Annotated in this window: 14 protein-coding genes; 9 read left to right on the top strand and 5 right to left on the bottom strand. The window is 36.0% G+C overall.

Annotated features, from left to right (window positions below):
* The first annotated feature begins 8 nt into the window (after positions 1–8).
* From J0M15_12550 to J0M15_12515, 8 genes are all read left to right on the top strand, one after another.
* Positions 9–689, top strand: a complete 681-nt coding sequence (locus tag J0M15_12550; protein MBN8537876.1) for a response regulator transcription factor — start codon at positions 9–11, stop codon at positions 687–689.
* Positions 686–1,723 carry a uroporphyrinogen decarboxylase gene (locus J0M15_12545; protein MBN8537875.1) on the top strand — a complete coding sequence of 346 codons (1,038 nt, stop codon included), beginning with the start codon at positions 686–688 and terminating at the stop codon, positions 1,721–1,723. The genes J0M15_12550 and J0M15_12545 overlap by 4 nt, the downstream gene beginning before the upstream one ends.
* Positions 1,720–3,066, top strand: coding sequence for an oxygen-independent coproporphyrinogen III oxidase (gene hemN / locus J0M15_12540; GenBank protein ID MBN8537874.1), 1,347 nt, complete (start codon positions 1,720–1,722; stop codon positions 3,064–3,066). Before J0M15_12545 ends, hemN begins: the two co-directional genes overlap by 4 nt.
* Positions 3,067–3,071: 5 nt before the next feature.
* Positions 3,072–4,334 (top strand): NAD(P)-binding protein, encoded by a 1,263-nt coding sequence (locus tag J0M15_12535; protein MBN8537873.1) that lies wholly within the window; start codon positions 3,072–3,074, stop codon positions 4,332–4,334.
* Positions 4,306–5,373, top strand: coding sequence for a ferrochelatase (hemH, locus tag J0M15_12530; protein ID MBN8537872.1), 1,068 nt, complete (start codon positions 4,306–4,308; stop codon positions 5,371–5,373). The genes J0M15_12535 and hemH overlap by 29 nt, the downstream gene beginning before the upstream one ends.
* An 87-nt stretch (positions 5,374–5,460) precedes the next feature.
* Positions 5,461–7,542 carry a hypothetical protein gene (locus J0M15_12525; GenBank protein ID MBN8537871.1) on the top strand — a complete coding sequence of 694 codons (2,082 nt, stop codon included), beginning with the start codon at positions 5,461–5,463 and terminating at the stop codon, positions 7,540–7,542.
* Positions 7,543–7,564: 22 nt separating this feature from the next.
* Positions 7,565–8,092: an RDD family protein gene (locus J0M15_12520; GenBank protein ID MBN8537870.1), complete on the top strand. Its 528-nt coding sequence runs from the start codon at positions 7,565–7,567 to the stop codon at positions 8,090–8,092.
* 69 nt (positions 8,093–8,161) lie between these two features.
* Positions 8,162–9,337: an ATP-binding protein gene (locus tag J0M15_12515; GenBank protein MBN8537869.1), complete on the top strand. Its 1,176-nt coding sequence runs from the start codon at positions 8,162–8,164 to the stop codon at positions 9,335–9,337.
* 294 nt (positions 9,338–9,631) lie between these two features.
* Here J0M15_12515 and J0M15_12510 read toward each other — a convergent pair whose 3' ends face one another.
* Both J0M15_12510 and J0M15_12505 read right to left on the bottom strand, forming a co-directional pair.
* Positions 9,632–10,720, bottom strand: coding sequence for a hypothetical protein (locus tag J0M15_12510; protein MBN8537868.1), 1,089 nt, complete (start codon positions 10,718–10,720; stop codon positions 9,632–9,634).
* A gap of 2 nt (positions 10,721–10,722) precedes the next feature.
* Positions 10,723–11,976 (bottom strand): GHKL domain-containing protein, encoded by a 1,254-nt coding sequence (locus tag J0M15_12505; GenBank protein ID MBN8537867.1) that lies wholly within the window; start codon positions 11,974–11,976, stop codon positions 10,723–10,725.
* Positions 11,977–12,117: 141 nt separating this feature from the next.
* Between J0M15_12505 and J0M15_12500 the strand changes: the two genes are divergently transcribed.
* The gene (locus tag J0M15_12500) at positions 12,118–13,347 is read left to right on the top strand and encodes a hypothetical protein (GenBank protein MBN8537866.1); all 1,230 of its coding nucleotides are present in this window, start codon (positions 12,118–12,120) and stop codon (positions 13,345–13,347) included.
* A 7-nt stretch (positions 13,348–13,354) separates the two neighbouring features.
* Here J0M15_12500 and J0M15_12495 read toward each other — a convergent pair whose 3' ends face one another.
* From J0M15_12495 to J0M15_12485, 3 genes are read right to left on the bottom strand one after another with little or no spacing between them, the layout of a single operon-like run.
* A complete protein-coding gene (locus J0M15_12495; GenBank protein ID MBN8537865.1) occupies positions 13,355–13,795 on the bottom strand; it encodes a hypothetical protein in 441 nt (146 codons plus the stop codon).
* Entirely contained in the window at positions 13,759–14,934 is a 1,176-nt protein-coding gene (locus tag J0M15_12490; GenBank protein ID MBN8537864.1) for a PQQ-binding-like beta-propeller repeat protein, read from the bottom strand. Before J0M15_12490 ends, J0M15_12495 begins: the two co-directional genes overlap by 37 nt.
* Complete coding sequence (locus tag J0M15_12485) at positions 14,935–15,903, bottom strand: hypothetical protein (protein ID MBN8537863.1); 969 nt, start codon at positions 15,901–15,903, stop codon at positions 14,935–14,937.

Below are 15,903 nucleotides of genomic sequence, written 5' to 3'. Positions count from 1 at the left end.
CTGAACACATGAAAACCAATCAAAAAGAAATTCTGTTAGTTGAGGATGATGTCAGTCTTGGCGAGACCCTAAAGGAAAGACTTGAAAAAGAATATTTAGTGGATTGGGCTAAAACAGAGAAAACAGCCCTGGATTTTTTAAATAAGAAAATTTTCGATTTGGTTATCTTAGATGTGAATCTTCCCGACGGGAGTGGCTTTCAAATTGCTGAAAAAAAACTTTTAAATCAAAAGACAAATTTTATTTTTTTGACAGCTCAAGGTGATGCTCAAAATCGATTACGTGGTTATGAACTTGGGGCCGAGGAGTATATACCCAAACCCTTTCACTTAAAAGAGTTACTTATCCGAGTTAAGCATGTGCTGGATTCTCATCCAAAAGTAAATCAGTTAATTATAAAAAATATCACCATCGATTTTAATCAGTTGCTCATCAAAAAAGATAATGGCCAAATGGAATACCCGGCAGCCTCTGACATGAAGGTGTTAGAACTACTCGTGAGTCGATCTCCTCAGCCAGTTTCCAGGGACGAGATTATGGATTTTGTTTGGGGTGAAGACAAAAATCCCAATTTAAGAACCGTAGATAATGCTATCGTGAGAATCAAAAAAGTATTAGGACTTGAAAATGAAACCATCATCAGAAATATTCGTGGTGTTGGTTACCAGTGGATAAGGGAGGATTTATGAACTCATTATTTAGTAATGCGATCAAAGCTCAATCACAAACGACACCGCCAATATGGTTTATGCGGCAAGCAGGCAGGTATCATAGCCATTACCAGGCGTTGAGAAAAAAAAATTCCTTTATGGATTTGTGCAAACTCCCTGATTTAGCAGCAGAAGTGGCCATGGGACCCATCATGGATTTTGATTTTGATGTCGCTATCTTATTTAGTGACTTGTTGTTTCCACTTCAGTCTTTAGGCTTAGGTCTAGAGTACACTGATGAGGGTCCAAAGTTGGGAATACATTTGACCCCCGATTCGATCAAAAAATTAATTCCTTTTAACGAGGCTTGGCCAAGCCTGATGTTTCAAAAGAAAGCCCTGGAGCTAACTCGAAAAAAACTTCCTGAAAATAAATCTTTGATTGGATTTGTCGGTGGTCCATGGACTTTATTTGTTTATGCCGTAGAGGGTTCACACAAAGGAAACCTAACCTTATCAAAAAAGTATTTGCCACTTTACACTCAATTTTGTGAGCACCTGATGCCACTTTTAAAAAAGAATATTGAGCTTCAACTAGAAGGAGGAGCCGAGGTGGTGATGGTTTTTGATACGGCTGCTGGTGAAATTGATCCCATTCTTTATCAACAATTAATTATGCCCCAGTTACTCACTTTAGCTGGTCTGTTTCCTCATAAGTTGGGTTATTACTCAAAAGGTACCATGGGCGGTTATTTTACCAAGGAATTTTTCAATGCCCCCTGGGCTGGACTGGGTTTTGATCATCGATGGAATTTACCATCCTTGCTTAAAAATTTAAATACGACTTACAAAAATCATTTTTTTGTGCAAGGAAATTTTGATCAAGCCTTGCTTCATCAAGAGCCCTCCGAATTTGAAAAATCATTAAAAAACTACTTAAAGCCTTTTAAAGATCTACCCGAAAAAGACAGAGCTCGTTGGGTTTGTGGTCTAGGTCATGGAGTCTTACCCCATACGCCAGAAAAAAATGTGCATAAATTTATCGAGATCGTCAGGAAAGAAGTTTTTGTATGAGTCAAAATCTAATTCAAAAATATGATATTCCAGCTCCACGTTATACCAGCTACCCCACGGTTCCATACTGGGACACCTCGCCCACAGAGGAGGAATGGATTCAACATATTCAAAAAACCTTAGCCTTAAACAAGGCTAGTTGGTCTTTGTACATTCATATGCCATTTTGTGAAACCCTTTGTACTTTTTGTGGTTGCAATACCTCCATCACCAAAGATCATTCGAAGGAGTTTCCCTATGTCCAGACCTTGCTTAAAGAATTCGATTATTATCTTGAAAAAGCTCCTGATTTAAAAAAAATCCCTCTTAAACAAATTCATTTGGGTGGAGGTTCGCCAACTTTTTTTAGTGCCAATTCCTTAAAGCAATTAGCCGAGGGGATTTTTAATAAAATCAAGAAGGCTCCTGAGGATTTTGAAGGAGCCATAGAAGTTGACCCGCGCCGAACCCATCGAGATCAGTTAGAAGTATTACGAGGCTTGGGTTTTAACCGGATCAGTTTAGGCGTTCAAGATTTTGATCCGGAAGTGCAAAGATTAGTGAATCGCATTCAGCCCTACGAAAAAACCAAGTTTGTAACAGACACAGCTCGAGAGCTTGGGTATGAATCCGTAAATTTTGATTTAATATACGGTTTAGCTAAACAGACTCCTGAAAGTATTCAAAAGTCGGCAGAGTTAACTGTGGGTTTAAAACCTGACCGGATCGCTTTATATAGTTTAGCTATCGTTCCTTGGATAAAGCCCCAACAAAAACTATTCAAAGATGAAGACCTTCCCAAGGGCGAGGACAAAAGAAAATTATATGAAATTGCCAGGCATACCTTATTGGCAAATGGTTACAAAGAAATAGGCATGGATCATTTTGCTTTAGCGACGGATGCTTTGTTTATTCAGGCCCAAAATAAAAAACTCCATCGCAATTTTATGGGTTACACGGATCAAAAGACGGATCTCTTATTAGGTCTAGGTGTCAGCTCTATTTCCGAAACGCCCTTTTCATTTCATCAAAATGAAAAGGTTCTTAACCTCTACGAGCAAAAGGTAAACAAACATCAAATTCCATCCCTCCGTGGACATATCCTAACAGAAGAAGATACACTCCAGCGCGAAAAGATCTTAAAAATCATGACTCAGTTTGAGGTGCCTTTGTCCGCTGAAGAAGTTATCGAAGCTGAGGTTTTTCTCAAGGAAATGATCCAAGATCGACTGATTGAAATTAAGGACAGTAAAATAAAAGTTCTTGAAGCAGGAAAGCCTTTCCTAAGAAATGCTGCCTTGTTTTTTGATAAAAGACTGATGCGCTCTCAACCCCAGACAAGGATTTTTTCACAATCGATATAATAAATATGGCAGAAGAAAAAAAACCTCATCAGTTCTCAGAACTTTCAACCAAGTATTTAATGAATAAAGACCCCATTCAGATTATCGGAGCGGGGTTTTCTGGATTATCCCTAGCCTATTTTTTTGTTAAAGAAGGCTACCCCGTGGTGATTTATGAAAAAGAAAATCAAGTGGGTGGGGTGATTGATTCCTATTTTTCAAAGGAAATGCTTATCGAGACAGCAGCAAATGGGTTTCTTTGCTCTAAAAAAATTGAAGCTCTTTTTATGGATATTGGCTGCGAGTTATTGCTAGCCAACAAAGAATCTAGAAAGAAATTTATCTATCGGCAGGGTTTAAAGACTTGGCCCTTAACCTTAAGTGAAACAGTTAAAGCCCTTCTTAAGGCTTTAAAATCTTTAGTTACTTGGCAGTTCAAACCTTTTCCCAACGAGAATCTTAGAGATTGGTGTTTTCGTTGCCTCACTCCTGAAGTGAATCAATACCTCATTCAACCCATGGTCTACGGAATTTTTGCTGCCAACACTTCTAAATTATCAGCAAGACTTGTTCTAGGTTCGCTCTTTTTCAAGAAAGAAAAGGGGACTTATCGCGGTCTTGTTAGTGCCAAAGGAGGGATGAAAGAGGTAATAACTAAATTGAAGGAATATTTACTTAAAGCGAATGTTCAATTTAAACCTCAGTTTTCAACTGAACAGATTTCTTTAAATAAATTGGAACATAATACTTTTTTAGCAACTTCATTAAATTCTTCTTTTTTCAATTTAACTACAAAATCAAAACTTCAAAAAATCAGTCTCTTAAGAGTCACTCTCTCCTTTAAAAAATCCACAGAACTCGATGGTTTTGGTGTTTTATTTCCTGAAAATGAAAGTTTTTTCTCCCTTGGGGTTTTAGCTAATACCAAAATTTTTAACTTTCGTGGAAAATACAATGAAAGCTGGATTCTAGGCGGCAGTGAGCACCCTGACTATGTTCACTTTTCTGATCAGCAAATCCTTGATATGATCATTCAAGATCGAAAACGGCTTTTTGGTCCTCTCAATGCTGATTTTGAAATTGATAATTATGTTATTATCCGATGGCAAGAGGTCCTACCACTCTATGACCTTGAGTTGTCCAAAGTATTAGAAGTAAATTCTCAGTCATTAAAGAATCTAACAGGTAATTATCTTGGAGTTATTGGTCTTTCTGGAATTCATGAAAGAAACCATACGTTAGTGAAAGGCTATCTCAAAAATGAAAAAAAAACTTCTCATCCTCAATAATATAGGTTCTCCAGCTTCAACCTCCGTAAGGGATGTAAGGCGGTATTTAAGAGAATTTTTGATGGATCCTTTTGTTATACAAATTCCCTTTATATTCCGATTCTTATTGGTCTATGGAATTATATCTTTATTTCGACCTGCTAAGTCTGCTGAAAAATATAAAACTATTTGGACCGATCGAGGTTCTCCTTTGTTAAGTCTTACCTTAGATTTAAAAACTAAACTCCTTAAACACCTTGAAGATTTTGATATCTCCTTAGGGATGCGATATCAAAATCCATCCTTACAAAAATCGATTTCAAACCTATCGCAATATGACTCTATCTATCTAGCTCCACTCTACCCCCAATATGCGGAATCAAGTACACTTTCCTCGACCCAAAAGTTTATTTCTGAAGTTAAAGATCAATCAAAGAAAAACTCAATTTCTCTTACAGGAAAAACAATAAAAGTATTAAAACCTTTTTGGAAGCATCGTCTTTTTATAGAAACCTGGACTCAGAAATTTCAGTCCATTGATTTGGCTCAATACGATTTACTTTTGTTTTCCTATCATGGTTTGCCAGAATCCCAACTCGCCAAAAATCATTTTTGCCAATTTAACTCCAGTTGTTGTTTAAATTCAGACAATGCAGATAACAACTGTTACAGGGCCCAGTGTTTTCAAACCACTAATTTAATTCTGAATTCTCTAAAAAAATCAGGTAAGTTGCCACCAAAACTTAAAATGGAAACAAGTTTTCAATCCAGATTAGGACGCAGCAAATGGATTGAGCCCTATACAGATATTTTTCTTAAGACAGCCGCCCAAGATCATCAAATAAAAAGAATCTTGGTCTTATGTCCTGCCTTTGTAACGGACTGCTTGGAAACTCTTGAAGAAATAAAAATTGAAAATAAAAAATTATTTCTAGAACATGGGGGACTCCAACTGGACTATCTTTCCTCCTTAAATGACGATGATCATTGGGCTAAAAATTTAAGCTTAATTATAAAAGAGGATTCTTCATTTGATACCCTAACCATCGCCGGACCATAGTCTCATTCTAAGATTCTTTTAAAGTTTTATCATTATATTCCGAACCTTTAGATATAAAATGAATAAAGTTTATTCAAAGAGGATATTATGAAAACAAACTTTCTAAATTCGTTAGCATCCGGCATTATCACTTCCACCCTCATTTTCACCCCCTCCATCTTTGCCAAATCCAATTCCGAAGTAAACCCCAAGATCGAACAACTGAAAACTTTTTTTAAATCAAGCAAAATTGAAACTGCAAAATCTTATACTGAAGTTTGGAAAAATGTAAGTCCTCGATTCCAGGAGAAGTTGAAAAAGGATTTGAGTTATCTTTTTTCTGCCTTTAATAGTGAAACTTTTCCAGAAATGAAAATTCAAGAATTTAATTACAAAGGTAGAAATGCCTTAAAGCTAATAACTCGTATTCAAGGGGAGCAAGTAGTTATTGAATACTTATTAAATGGAGGTGAACTTCTAAAAATCAACGGAGTTCTATTAAGAGCAAATGATTTTCAGAACAATGAAAGTCTAAACAAGAAAATCGGACATTTCTCTTTCATTAAAAAGGGGTACAGCAACTTTAAGAAAAATATTTTTGCAAAAAGTTTTACGCCTACGAAACAACAATGGAGTAAACTTACAAATATTCAGAAAGCCCACTACTTTTTAAGATACCGTGAGCTTTTGGAAGCTTCCTATAAAGTTTATAGTATCCCGGAGTTTAAAGTGGTTTCCATCCCTAATAAAGAACCTCAGGATTTTTATTCGCAATTATTTTTCGGCTCCGATGCTTTTGCGGAGGCTAAAGATACAAGTCTAAGAAGGGAAGCTGAAGCAAGAACAAGTGCTCAATTGGATGAAGAACAGAAGAATCAAAGAGGAATTATTAAAACAGTCACGGACCTAAAAAAGGAGAGATTCTTAGGTAAAGATGAAATCGAAGGTACTAGAAAAGGGCCTAGCTGTATTGTGGCTGGATACGCTGCTGAATGGGTTGGTCAAAGTTGCAAATTTTCAAGTAATATCGAAGTTTTTAATACCCCTGAATCTAAGAAGTGTCAGGGAAGCAACCATGATACTGGTAAAAATAAAACCTGGATTGCTTGTCAAGCAACAACTTATATTAAGTCTGATGGTTCACCTGTTTGTATTAATACTAAGAGCCATGACCTTCAATCAGCAACCCACCCTGGTGGAGTTTGCGATAAGGGGAGTAGCCTAAGTACCCTTGATGATAAAAAGAACTTCTTAAATGGATGGATAAAAAAAATAAATGAAGCGAATAATACAAATATCGACCCAAACTTAATTGAAGAAAAGGGTGGAAAATTGACCACCAAAAATATGGTTCTTTGGAATCAGGTTAGTAGTGAATTAATAATTCCATTAACCGATTATATTAAGTCAGCAATGAACGTTTGTGTCAAATCAGATGGAAAACCTTACACTACCGATGATCCAAAACCTGGTGATGAACATAAGTACAACCATAAATTAAGAAAACAGACAAACAATACGAGATCAACAGCAAATAATGATGATCCCGCAAAACAAAATGAAGCCTGCAACGCTTTATTAAAAAGAGCACTTGATATTCAAAATCTCTTAGACCCCGAGAATCAAGCCGTTACTGGTGAATTCATTGATAAAAGTTGTAAAGATTGGAACCCTTTAACCTCTGCAAAGTGGATTGAGGAAGAAAGCAGATGTGTATGCGACCCAAATAAAGGATTTATTCAAGATTCATCGAAGTTCAATACCTGCAAAAAGAATGATAGACCGGCTGCCGCCGTGGCTGGAGAAACATCTGAAACAGCAACTGCTGGCGGTTCAATTGCTGAAGAGGCTGGATGTTCTTCTTTATTCTCTCCATTTAATCCATTCAATAAAGGTTGTGAAATGAGTGGATTAAACTGGTTGAGCCTGTTTGCTCTTGGTGCTGGCGGATTATGTTTGGCAGAAAAATGGATTTGCGAAAAAGATAAGAAAAAACCGATCCAAACCCCGGCTCCAAAATATGAGGATCCCGTTCCGCCCGTGGATCCCGGAAGTCCGACGGTGGTTACGCCGCCGACACTGCCGAACAATCCACCAAGAAATGATCCACCACCTCCTGCTAGCGAAACACAAATAGATCCTAGTGTACCTAAAGGAAATGGAAGTTCAGTGCCTCCGGTCGTAAGATAACTTTTGATTGTGGGAATTTTGTATGGAGATTGTTAGAGAGCCTCAGAGGGTGCCAAGAAATAGAGAGCAAAGCCGGGATTCTTTTGATGGTTTTGATCTGGGGCCAGTTCAGAGGCTGGGTTTTTTAGGTGGCGCTCGAAAACGTCAGGGACGGAAGCTGGTAGAGTTTCAGGTATTGAGTGCTATTGTTGATGGATTAATTGTTCTTGGAATGACTTTATTTTTGAGTTCTTTTTCTATACTCATCATGAAACTTAAAGGTGATTTAAATCAATTTCTTGGCGTTTTCATTTTGGTTTTTGTTTGGTTTCAATTTTGTTACCTTGTTTTATTGAGAGCCTATTTAGGTCACACATTGGGTGAAAAAACATTTAATATCCGGTTAGGAAAATACCATGAAAGGTTACAACTTTTCTACCCCCTAAGAGTGATCTTTAGAACCTTGCTAATTCTGCTAACGGGAATTATTATTTTACCCCTCTTTTCTTGGCTGTTAAAAAAAGATCTTTCTGGAAAAATTACGGGATTAAAGATTATATCTTTAATTTAATCTGCAATTTTGGATCATGATCCAAAATTGCAGATTAAATATTTGACAAGACTCCAAAATTGCGGAATCATGAAAAAAATCAGATTCAAGGAAATAAATGTGAAAAATCGATATCTATCTCTTCAAATCAAAAATGATTTGAAGTCAAAAATGGTTTTTTTAGGAGGGCCTCGCCAAGTAGGTAAAACGACCCTTTCAAAAAATTTATTTCCCAATGCGGCCTATCTCAATTGGGACTACTCTGAAGACAGAGAGCTTATTTTACGAAATGAATTGCCTTCTCATAATATTTTGATATTTGATGAAATTCATAAATATAAAAAATGGCGAAATTACCTTAAAGGTTTTTACGATAAAAACAAAAATGAAAAAAGAATTCTAGTTACAGGGAGTGCTCGGTTAGATTTTTATCGATATGGAGGAGACTCTCTTCAAGGTCGGTACCATTTTTTACGACTACATCCTCTTACTTTTGATGAACTTAATTCGACCAAGTGGTCAGATTTTGAAAGTCTTTTTCAATTAGGTGGTTTCCCAGAACCTTTCTTTAAAGGAAATAAAATAGAAGCTCAGCGATGGTCTAGAGAATACCGACAACGTATTCTTCGAGATGACATTTCAAGTATCGAAAGGATTTCAGACCTGGGCTCCGCTGAGCATTTGTTAATCAGATTACCAGAGTTGGTCGGAAGTCCTCTTTCTATCAATTCCTTAGCAGAAGATCTGCAAATTAGTTTTAAAACGATAAAAAGATGGTTAGAAGTTTTAGAAAGGTTTTATGCCTTTTATCGTATTTCTGCCATGGGATCACCTAAAATCAAAGCTATTAAAAAAGAGCAAAAACATTACCACTATGATTGGACATTGGTGAAAAACCCGGGACTCAAATTTGAAAACCTAATAGGGAATCATCTTTTAAAACGTGTTCAATTTCTTGAGGACACACAAGGAAGAGATATAGAGCTTCGTTTTTATAAGGATCGAGAGTCTAGAGAAGTCGATTTTGTGATCGTTGAAGATCAACAAGCAACAATTTTTATTGAGTGTAAATTGTCTGATACTCAGGTCTCGCCTCATTTGAAGTATGTAAAATCAAAGTTTCCAAATACAAGGGCTTATCAATTAACTTTTAACTCTAAAAAAGACTTTACAACTCCAGAGGGAATTAGAGTCTGTGATGCATGGAAGATATTAACCAATATTTTGGATGAACTAAACAACCCGAAAGAGAAATCAATACCATAGACTTTACATATAGTTACACTCCTATTTTAATCCTGCCTCTTGCCGCTTGATTGATACTATCCAGAAGATGATTCTCGAATTGAAATTCTAAAAGAAAAGACTGGTGCTAAGTCAAAGCGGTTTAAAAACTTACCATGATTTTTCCTAAAAAGTGGAATGTTTATAATGTTGATCTCGAGCCCAGAGCAGGCACAAAGCCAGGAAAACAAAGGCCTTGTATTTGTATTCAGCCAACTGAATTTTGCGCTGCCGGCCTTGGATCATCTTTGATTATTCCCCTTACTACAAGTGTGACTAACGACTCAGATAAGTTATTGTTTCAAAATGGTGGGATTGAGGAAATTGGTCAAATAAAATGGACCTTTGTATTTGAAATCCCTGGTGAGCTAGCTTTTTCAAATCATGAATCATGGATTCTAAATAGCAAGATACATAAATAATATCTTTTGTCATATCTGGAAAGTGACTATCGAATAAAGGCCCCACTCCAGATTTGGGCGGGTTTACAAATATAAGTTCAGCCTCGGCGCCATTCTTAGATGAAGATACTTTGAGATCTTTTTCAGTAAGATAAGTCTGTATATTTTTTCTTAAAGGTATCAAGTTGCGCTCATCAGTTTCTAAAAAAATCAACTTTCCAGAATAAGCACTTAAAAAAAGACCAAAATTTCCAATACCGGTGCCAAATTCTAAAATAGAATCAAAACGTTTCTGCGATAAAAATTTTTGAATTTCCATCTGAATTAATAAATTTAATTCAAAACTGGGCTGGGTAAAAGAGGAGATCAATGAAAAGAGGGGAGTAGGTGACCGGTTTATTAAGGTTTTAAACCATACCTCAGGCTTTGGTTCGCTCAGCTTTAATTTCCCATTAATTGTATTTAATCTTTTGCCTTTTTGTCCCATTTCCACAACGACTCCTTGTTGAAGTAAAGAATTCAATGTCTTTTCTTCCTCCAGCAAGCGTTTAATATCTAAATTAGAAAAGTCGAGCCATACTCCGAATTGATCATCCACAGACTTTCTTATTCTGATCGTTCCTTTTTTAACTTGAAAAGGAGTTTTTTTGATTGCTTGATAAAATTCATTGAGCTGCGGGTCTAATAAAGAACAAGACTCAAGCGGGATCAAATTTCTACTCGAATCATTGAGACCCATCTGGTTATTAAAACAAATAAAATCACCCCGATGACGGTGATACCCCTGTGTTGGAAACTGAAAGGACAACAGTTCTTCTTTTACATTAAAATTTTCCAGCAAGGTTGATTTAAATTTTCTAGTTTTCAAAATACATTGCTGTTCAAAATCGAGCATTTTTTCTGAGCAACCAGAACAATTAGATAGATAGGCACAATGGAAATTCAATGCGGTTGATAACCCCATGATTAAGCCGCTTTTTGTTGAATTTGAACTTTGCGAATATATGGAATCTCAATAACAAACTGAGTGTTTGGTGATTTTTTATTATAATAAAGTTTACCCGAATGACCTTCGACAATTCCTTTAGAGGAACTTAAACCAAGACCAGTTCCCTGCCCAATGGGTTTGGTCGTAAAAAAGGGATTCATTATCTTTTCTAAGATAGATTCTGATATCCCTAAGCCAGAGTCGGTAAATCTGATAGTTACCAAGTTGTCGTTTCCTTCAATGCTGATTTTGACCCACTTATTTTCTAATTCTTTAATCGCGTCAAAGGAGTTGTTAATAAGATTTAAAAATACTTGAACCATCTGAGTTTCTTTAACTTCAATTTCAAAATCATCTACAAAAGTATCCACTTCAAACTTAATCTGATTATTTCTCAATCTTTCAACACAAAGGTCTAGTGTCATTTCTAAGACCTGAGAAAGCATCACTCGAACGGGTGAATCCGAACTTCCATCACGACTAATAAACCTCAGTCCTTTAATAATTTTAGTGATTCTTGCGACGGTAGAGATGATTTTTTGAAATCCTTCAGCCATATCCGTATCTAGTATTTGTTTTTTTTCCATTTTCTTTTGCATGATAATGGCTTTGGCTTGAATGATTGTTAAAGGATTATTGATCTCATGGGCGACTCCTGACGCGATTTCTCCAAGGGTAGCCATTTTACTGGATTGAAAAACTACTTCCTTTTCTCTTAGTAAGGATTGTGTTTTTTCTTCAACGATTTTTTCTAATTGAAGATTTAGCTCTTCTAAAGAATCAATAGCTAACTTCTTTTCATTAGAAATCATGGCTCTTACAATAAATTGCGCAGCAAGGATCATATCAAAATGTGTTGATTTAGATTTACTTGATCCTGTGAACACCAAAAAACCAATATGAGATTTTTCTTTAATAAGGGGGTAGTAAACCTTTTTATTTTGAGAAAGAGTTTCTTCATAGGGAAATAAATTCGAAATATCATTGTCGTAGTGCTCTAAACTGTCTTTTACTTTGAATTCGAGGTATTGATCATTAATCGCGTACACCTTTGAATTTTTTTTTCGTGGGTTAAAAATCTCTACATGAAAAATAAGCTCAGGATAGCAAAATTTAAGATTCGTTAAAAGAGATTCTAAATAAGAACTAAAATTCCCTTCATCAGGAGTTTCAGTTCCCAATTTTGAAAGCAAAGGTGAATTTAACAAGAAATCAGAACACATTTTTTTCATATGGAACCTATCGGCGATATCTATGTAGAGTTTAAAGGAATTTCTAACCAAGAGGTCCAGTTTTTCTTACTGGTAACTTATCTCCGATAAGTTACATTATGTTACCTTAATGAAAATAATTTACTTACCGATGTCATACAGATGAAACATCCAAGAATACTCACCGCATTTACAATTAGCTGCTTATTAATTATCACCCTCAACAGCTTTAATTTTAGCCAGTTTCATTGGCGAACGACGCAAGTTGCTGAGTTTTGTTCTGAGGCCCCCATAACCTTAGGAACCAATTTTCGGACTCAATGCGGTGATATTTATTTAAATATGAAGGGTGATTCAAAACTAGGTCCTTGGGCCTATTTAAGAGCTACGAATTCTTCAAATTCCCGTTCTATTAGCGATATTAAAGATTTGGTTGTTGTTGAACAAAACTTTGAAAATCTGGGAAGATTTGTCGAAGTCTCTACGGATCATCAAGGGCGCCCTCATGAAAAAATTTTGGAAAAATCTTTTGAAGAAAAGAAAAGCTTAGCCTTAAGAATACTTTCGGCACAATCACAAGCTGATATTATTATTGGCGTTGAAATAAAAGACATTCAAACAGCTACTGATTTTGCTGAAAAATTTCTTAATGGGCTATACCAACCCATATTAATTGAAGGAAATGATCAACGAGGAATCGACGTATGCTATTTTGTCAAAAAAGATCTTCCTTTTGATTTTGAAATTCAAAGTCATCGAAACCTACTATCAGATAATCGCAACCAAACTACACCTTCTGAGTTACCGGCTTTCTCCAGAGATCTACCTGTACTGTTGATTCGCGAACGAAGTTCTTCTCCAAATACAACACCCCTTATGATGTTGGCAGCGACGCATTTTAAGGCCCAGAACCCTGATCCCAAAAAGGACGAAAAGGCTACAGAAAGAAGAACCGAGCAAGTAAAGAAATCTGTCCAGGTACTTAAGTCCTACGAGAAAAAATACCCGAAACTTCCCATTATGATCATTTCTGGTGATTTTAATAATGATATCCGAACAAGCCCAGAGTTTGCCCCCCTTAAAGATTTTGGATTTACCGATTCAATGAATGTAACAAAAGACGGATCAAGCCCTCCTTTAAGTCAAAGAGGAACTCAATATTTTTTTACACCTAAGAAAGAAATATCCAACGAGCAATTGGATTCCATAATGGTGAAATACGAAGGGCAAGATTACATTAAATCTGCTTTTATTTTAAGGGATTTAGATCCAAATGGTAAACCCAGGCCACAGCCCAAAACTGAAGATGAAATTGCTCTTCGAGCTTCTGATCATGATGGGACTCTAACGGTATTTGATTTTGAGAAAATCTATCAAGACTTAAAAAAATGATTAGCAATTAATTTTTTAACCATTCTTTAAAACCTAAAGAGAGAGCTTTCTTTAAATTACTTCGATCTATTTCGAAAACATTTCCATTTCCCGTTGGAGCTCCACACATTTGAATTCGCATCATTCCATCATTTTCTGAAAAAGAGCTATAAACTTTGATATCTTTTAGCTCGTTCTGCATTTCCGAAATATCCATTTTCTTTCCCTTGGAGCACTGCAAGCTTCCATCTAACTTGAAAACTTTGACTCTCTCTGAAAGGCTCGTTGGTGGAATTAATTTATTTTCCTTTACTGGCATAGGACCTTCTATTTGTTCTTTTTCTATTTTATGAGAACGACAATTTCCTAAAGAACAAGAAAAATTAAATAATAAAAGAAAACTCGCTAAAAACCGCAATTTGTTCGCTGAAATTAATCGACGAACGAAAATAAATTCTTGTATTTCCATTTGACCTCTAGGGCGTAAAGATTTGCCTCTCCGGATATAAAATAAACCTCTGATTTTTTTTCATTCACTAGAATCGAGCTTAAAATACCCCGACCAGGTTCAAAAGATTTAATTTTCTTTCCATCTGAAGCATTAAAAAAAACAATACTTCCTTGGGATTCACCGAAGACAAGCATCTGACCTATCAGGCTGATTTCACTTGGGATGCCATCTAATACTTCAATTTCCCAAACTTTCTTTGCTGTGTTTTTATTTAATGCGTATACTTTTCCATTAGTTGAAGGGTAATATAGAAGATCTTGTTTAATGGTCACAGGCAAATACCCACCGGCCTCAAATCTCCAAAGGATCTCGCCATTGGCCGAGGCCAAGCAAAACAACTTATCATCGTAACCAGAAACAAATATTTTTCCTTCGCTTAATACAGCCGTTGAATCAATGTCTTTGAATCGTTTATTTTTATTTAATTGAATTTCCCAATTGATGGTTCCATTTGATTTATTAAAGGCCACAAAAGAACCTTCAGAGAAGCCGACATAAATCAACTGGTGATGGATTAAAGGCGTTGTTCCTCCTCGAATAGAATAATTTGAGGGATCTTGCCGGGTGTATGTCCAAACTTGCTTTCCATTTTCCGCATCTAATGCGAATAAGGAGTTTGTTGTTGTTAAAAAGTAAACTCGTCCCTCTTCTGAATCAAACGAGGGGCTTGCAACAATTTCTGACTTAATTTGACTTTTCCAGTTTTCAACACCATTTTGAGCTTTTATAGAATAAAAATTTCCATCATTGCCACCAAAATAGAGATTATCCTTATACAAAACTGGTTCTTTTTCTACACCATTAAAAACAAAAAAGTGCCATTTCTTCTCACCTGTTTCTAAATCGAATGCGGTTAGTCCGTCGTGAGCATTTGCCAATATCAAAAGTTTTCCATATTCCATGGGCCTGGCTCTATTAATTTTTCTATATTTTTGAATTTTTTGTTCACTGGCCGCTCTTATAAACTTAGGAGAGACAATTAATTCTTTGCTTCCTGAATTACTTCCTGAAATACCTACAGAGCTCGAAGAGCAAGAAATGATTTGAATTTGTAGAAAAATCAGAATGAGTAAAAAAACGGCCTTTATGCTTATCATCTAGGAACCTGCTTTTTCAGAATCTTTTTTAAGTCTCAATAAAATAAGGTATTTCTGAGCTTGCTCAAAAGCGGATACATCAGATGAGAATCTATTTCGCTTTGACATCTCTTCAGGAGAAAGAGTCTCTGCTTCAGCTCCTTTAGCAACAATTTCTTGGAATTGCGTTTCAGCCTTATCCCATTGTTTTGAACCTGCATAGGCTAAGCCTAACTGGAGCTTAAATTGGGAGCTTAAGAAAGGGTACTTTTTTTGATTCACCAAAGTCATTAAAATCTTTTTAGCCTCAGTAAATTCATTTAATGATAAGAGGGCATTAACTTTTTTTATGGCGATCAAGAAATCGATCAATTCATGAGGGTTTTTAACGAAAGATTTATTTAATGTCTCTGAAGTTTCAGCTAGCTTATTGTGCTCAGAATAAATATCCGCCAACATAAGACTTGCCATTTTTCCAGCTAAGGATTTGGGTTGGGCGGTTAGTAAGTCATTAAAATCCTTAACCACACCACCATAGTCTTTTTCTAAATCCCCCGAAGCTAACACTTTAGGTGTTTTAGCCTCTTGGACTTTATTTTTATCCTTGTCCTTATCTTTATTTTTTTCCTGAGGGGCTTTCGCTTTTTCTAAATCAGCTTTATGTTCCTTTTCTGCCTCAACAAACTGAGCTTTTTGATCCAAATACTTTTTTTCAATTACAAAATACTGATCTTGGATTTTGAGCTCCATGTCCATTTTAGTTTTGTTATAAACGACATAACCCAACCCTGAAACAAACAAAATTCCAAGAAAAAAAAGTACAAAAATCCTGTGAGCCACAACCCAATCAAAAGAAAGAGTCAGTTGCCTTTGAACTTCATCTTTAGATTTCAATTCCTTCTCACTGAGGCCAAATGCCTCCGTCGTATGAGGTGCATGGATCGGCTCCGAATGGGTAGTTTTCTGGTTTTTAGTATTTTCTTTGTCCAA

The sequence above is a fragment of the Deltaproteobacteria bacterium genome, assembly GCA_017302835.1.
GTDB lineage: Bacteria > Bdellovibrionota > Bdellovibrionia > Bdellovibrionales > Bdellovibrionaceae > UBA2316.
This window is presented reverse-complemented; position numbering and strand designations above follow the sequence as displayed.

Excerpts from the sequence above, each read along its gene's own strand:
- J0M15_12550 (MBN8537876.1), top strand. The coding sequence starts at position 9 with ATGAAAACCAATCAAAAAGAAATTCTGTTAGTTGAGGATGATGTCAGT.
- J0M15_12545 (MBN8537875.1), top strand. The coding sequence starts at position 686 with ATGAACTCATTATTTAGTAATGCGATCAAAGCTCAATCACAAACGACA.
- hemN (MBN8537874.1), top strand. The coding sequence starts at position 1,720 with ATGAGTCAAAATCTAATTCAAAAATATGATATTCCAGCTCCACGTTAT.
- J0M15_12535 (MBN8537873.1), top strand. The coding sequence starts at position 3,072 with ATGGCAGAAGAAAAAAAACCTCATCAGTTCTCAGAACTTTCAACCAAG.
- hemH (MBN8537872.1), top strand. The coding sequence starts at position 4,306 with ATGAAAAAAAAACTTCTCATCCTCAATAATATAGGTTCTCCAGCTTCA.
- J0M15_12525 (MBN8537871.1), top strand. The coding sequence starts at position 5,461 with ATGAAAACAAACTTTCTAAATTCGTTAGCATCCGGCATTATCACTTCC.
- J0M15_12520 (MBN8537870.1), top strand. The coding sequence starts at position 7,565 with ATGGAGATTGTTAGAGAGCCTCAGAGGGTGCCAAGAAATAGAGAGCAA.
- J0M15_12515 (MBN8537869.1), top strand. The coding sequence starts at position 8,162 with ATGAAAAAAATCAGATTCAAGGAAATAAATGTGAAAAATCGATATCTA.
- J0M15_12510 (MBN8537868.1), bottom strand. The coding sequence starts at position 10,720 with ATGGGGTTATCAACCGCATTGAATTTCCATTGTGCCTATCTATCTAAT.
- J0M15_12505 (MBN8537867.1), bottom strand. The coding sequence starts at position 11,976 with ATGAAAAAAATGTGTTCTGATTTCTTGTTAAATTCACCTTTGCTTTCA.
- J0M15_12500 (MBN8537866.1), top strand. The coding sequence starts at position 12,118 with ATGAAACATCCAAGAATACTCACCGCATTTACAATTAGCTGCTTATTA.
- J0M15_12495 (MBN8537865.1), bottom strand. The coding sequence starts at position 13,795 with ATGGAAATACAAGAATTTATTTTCGTTCGTCGATTAATTTCAGCGAAC.
- J0M15_12490 (MBN8537864.1), bottom strand. The coding sequence starts at position 14,934 with ATGATAAGCATAAAGGCCGTTTTTTTACTCATTCTGATTTTTCTACAA.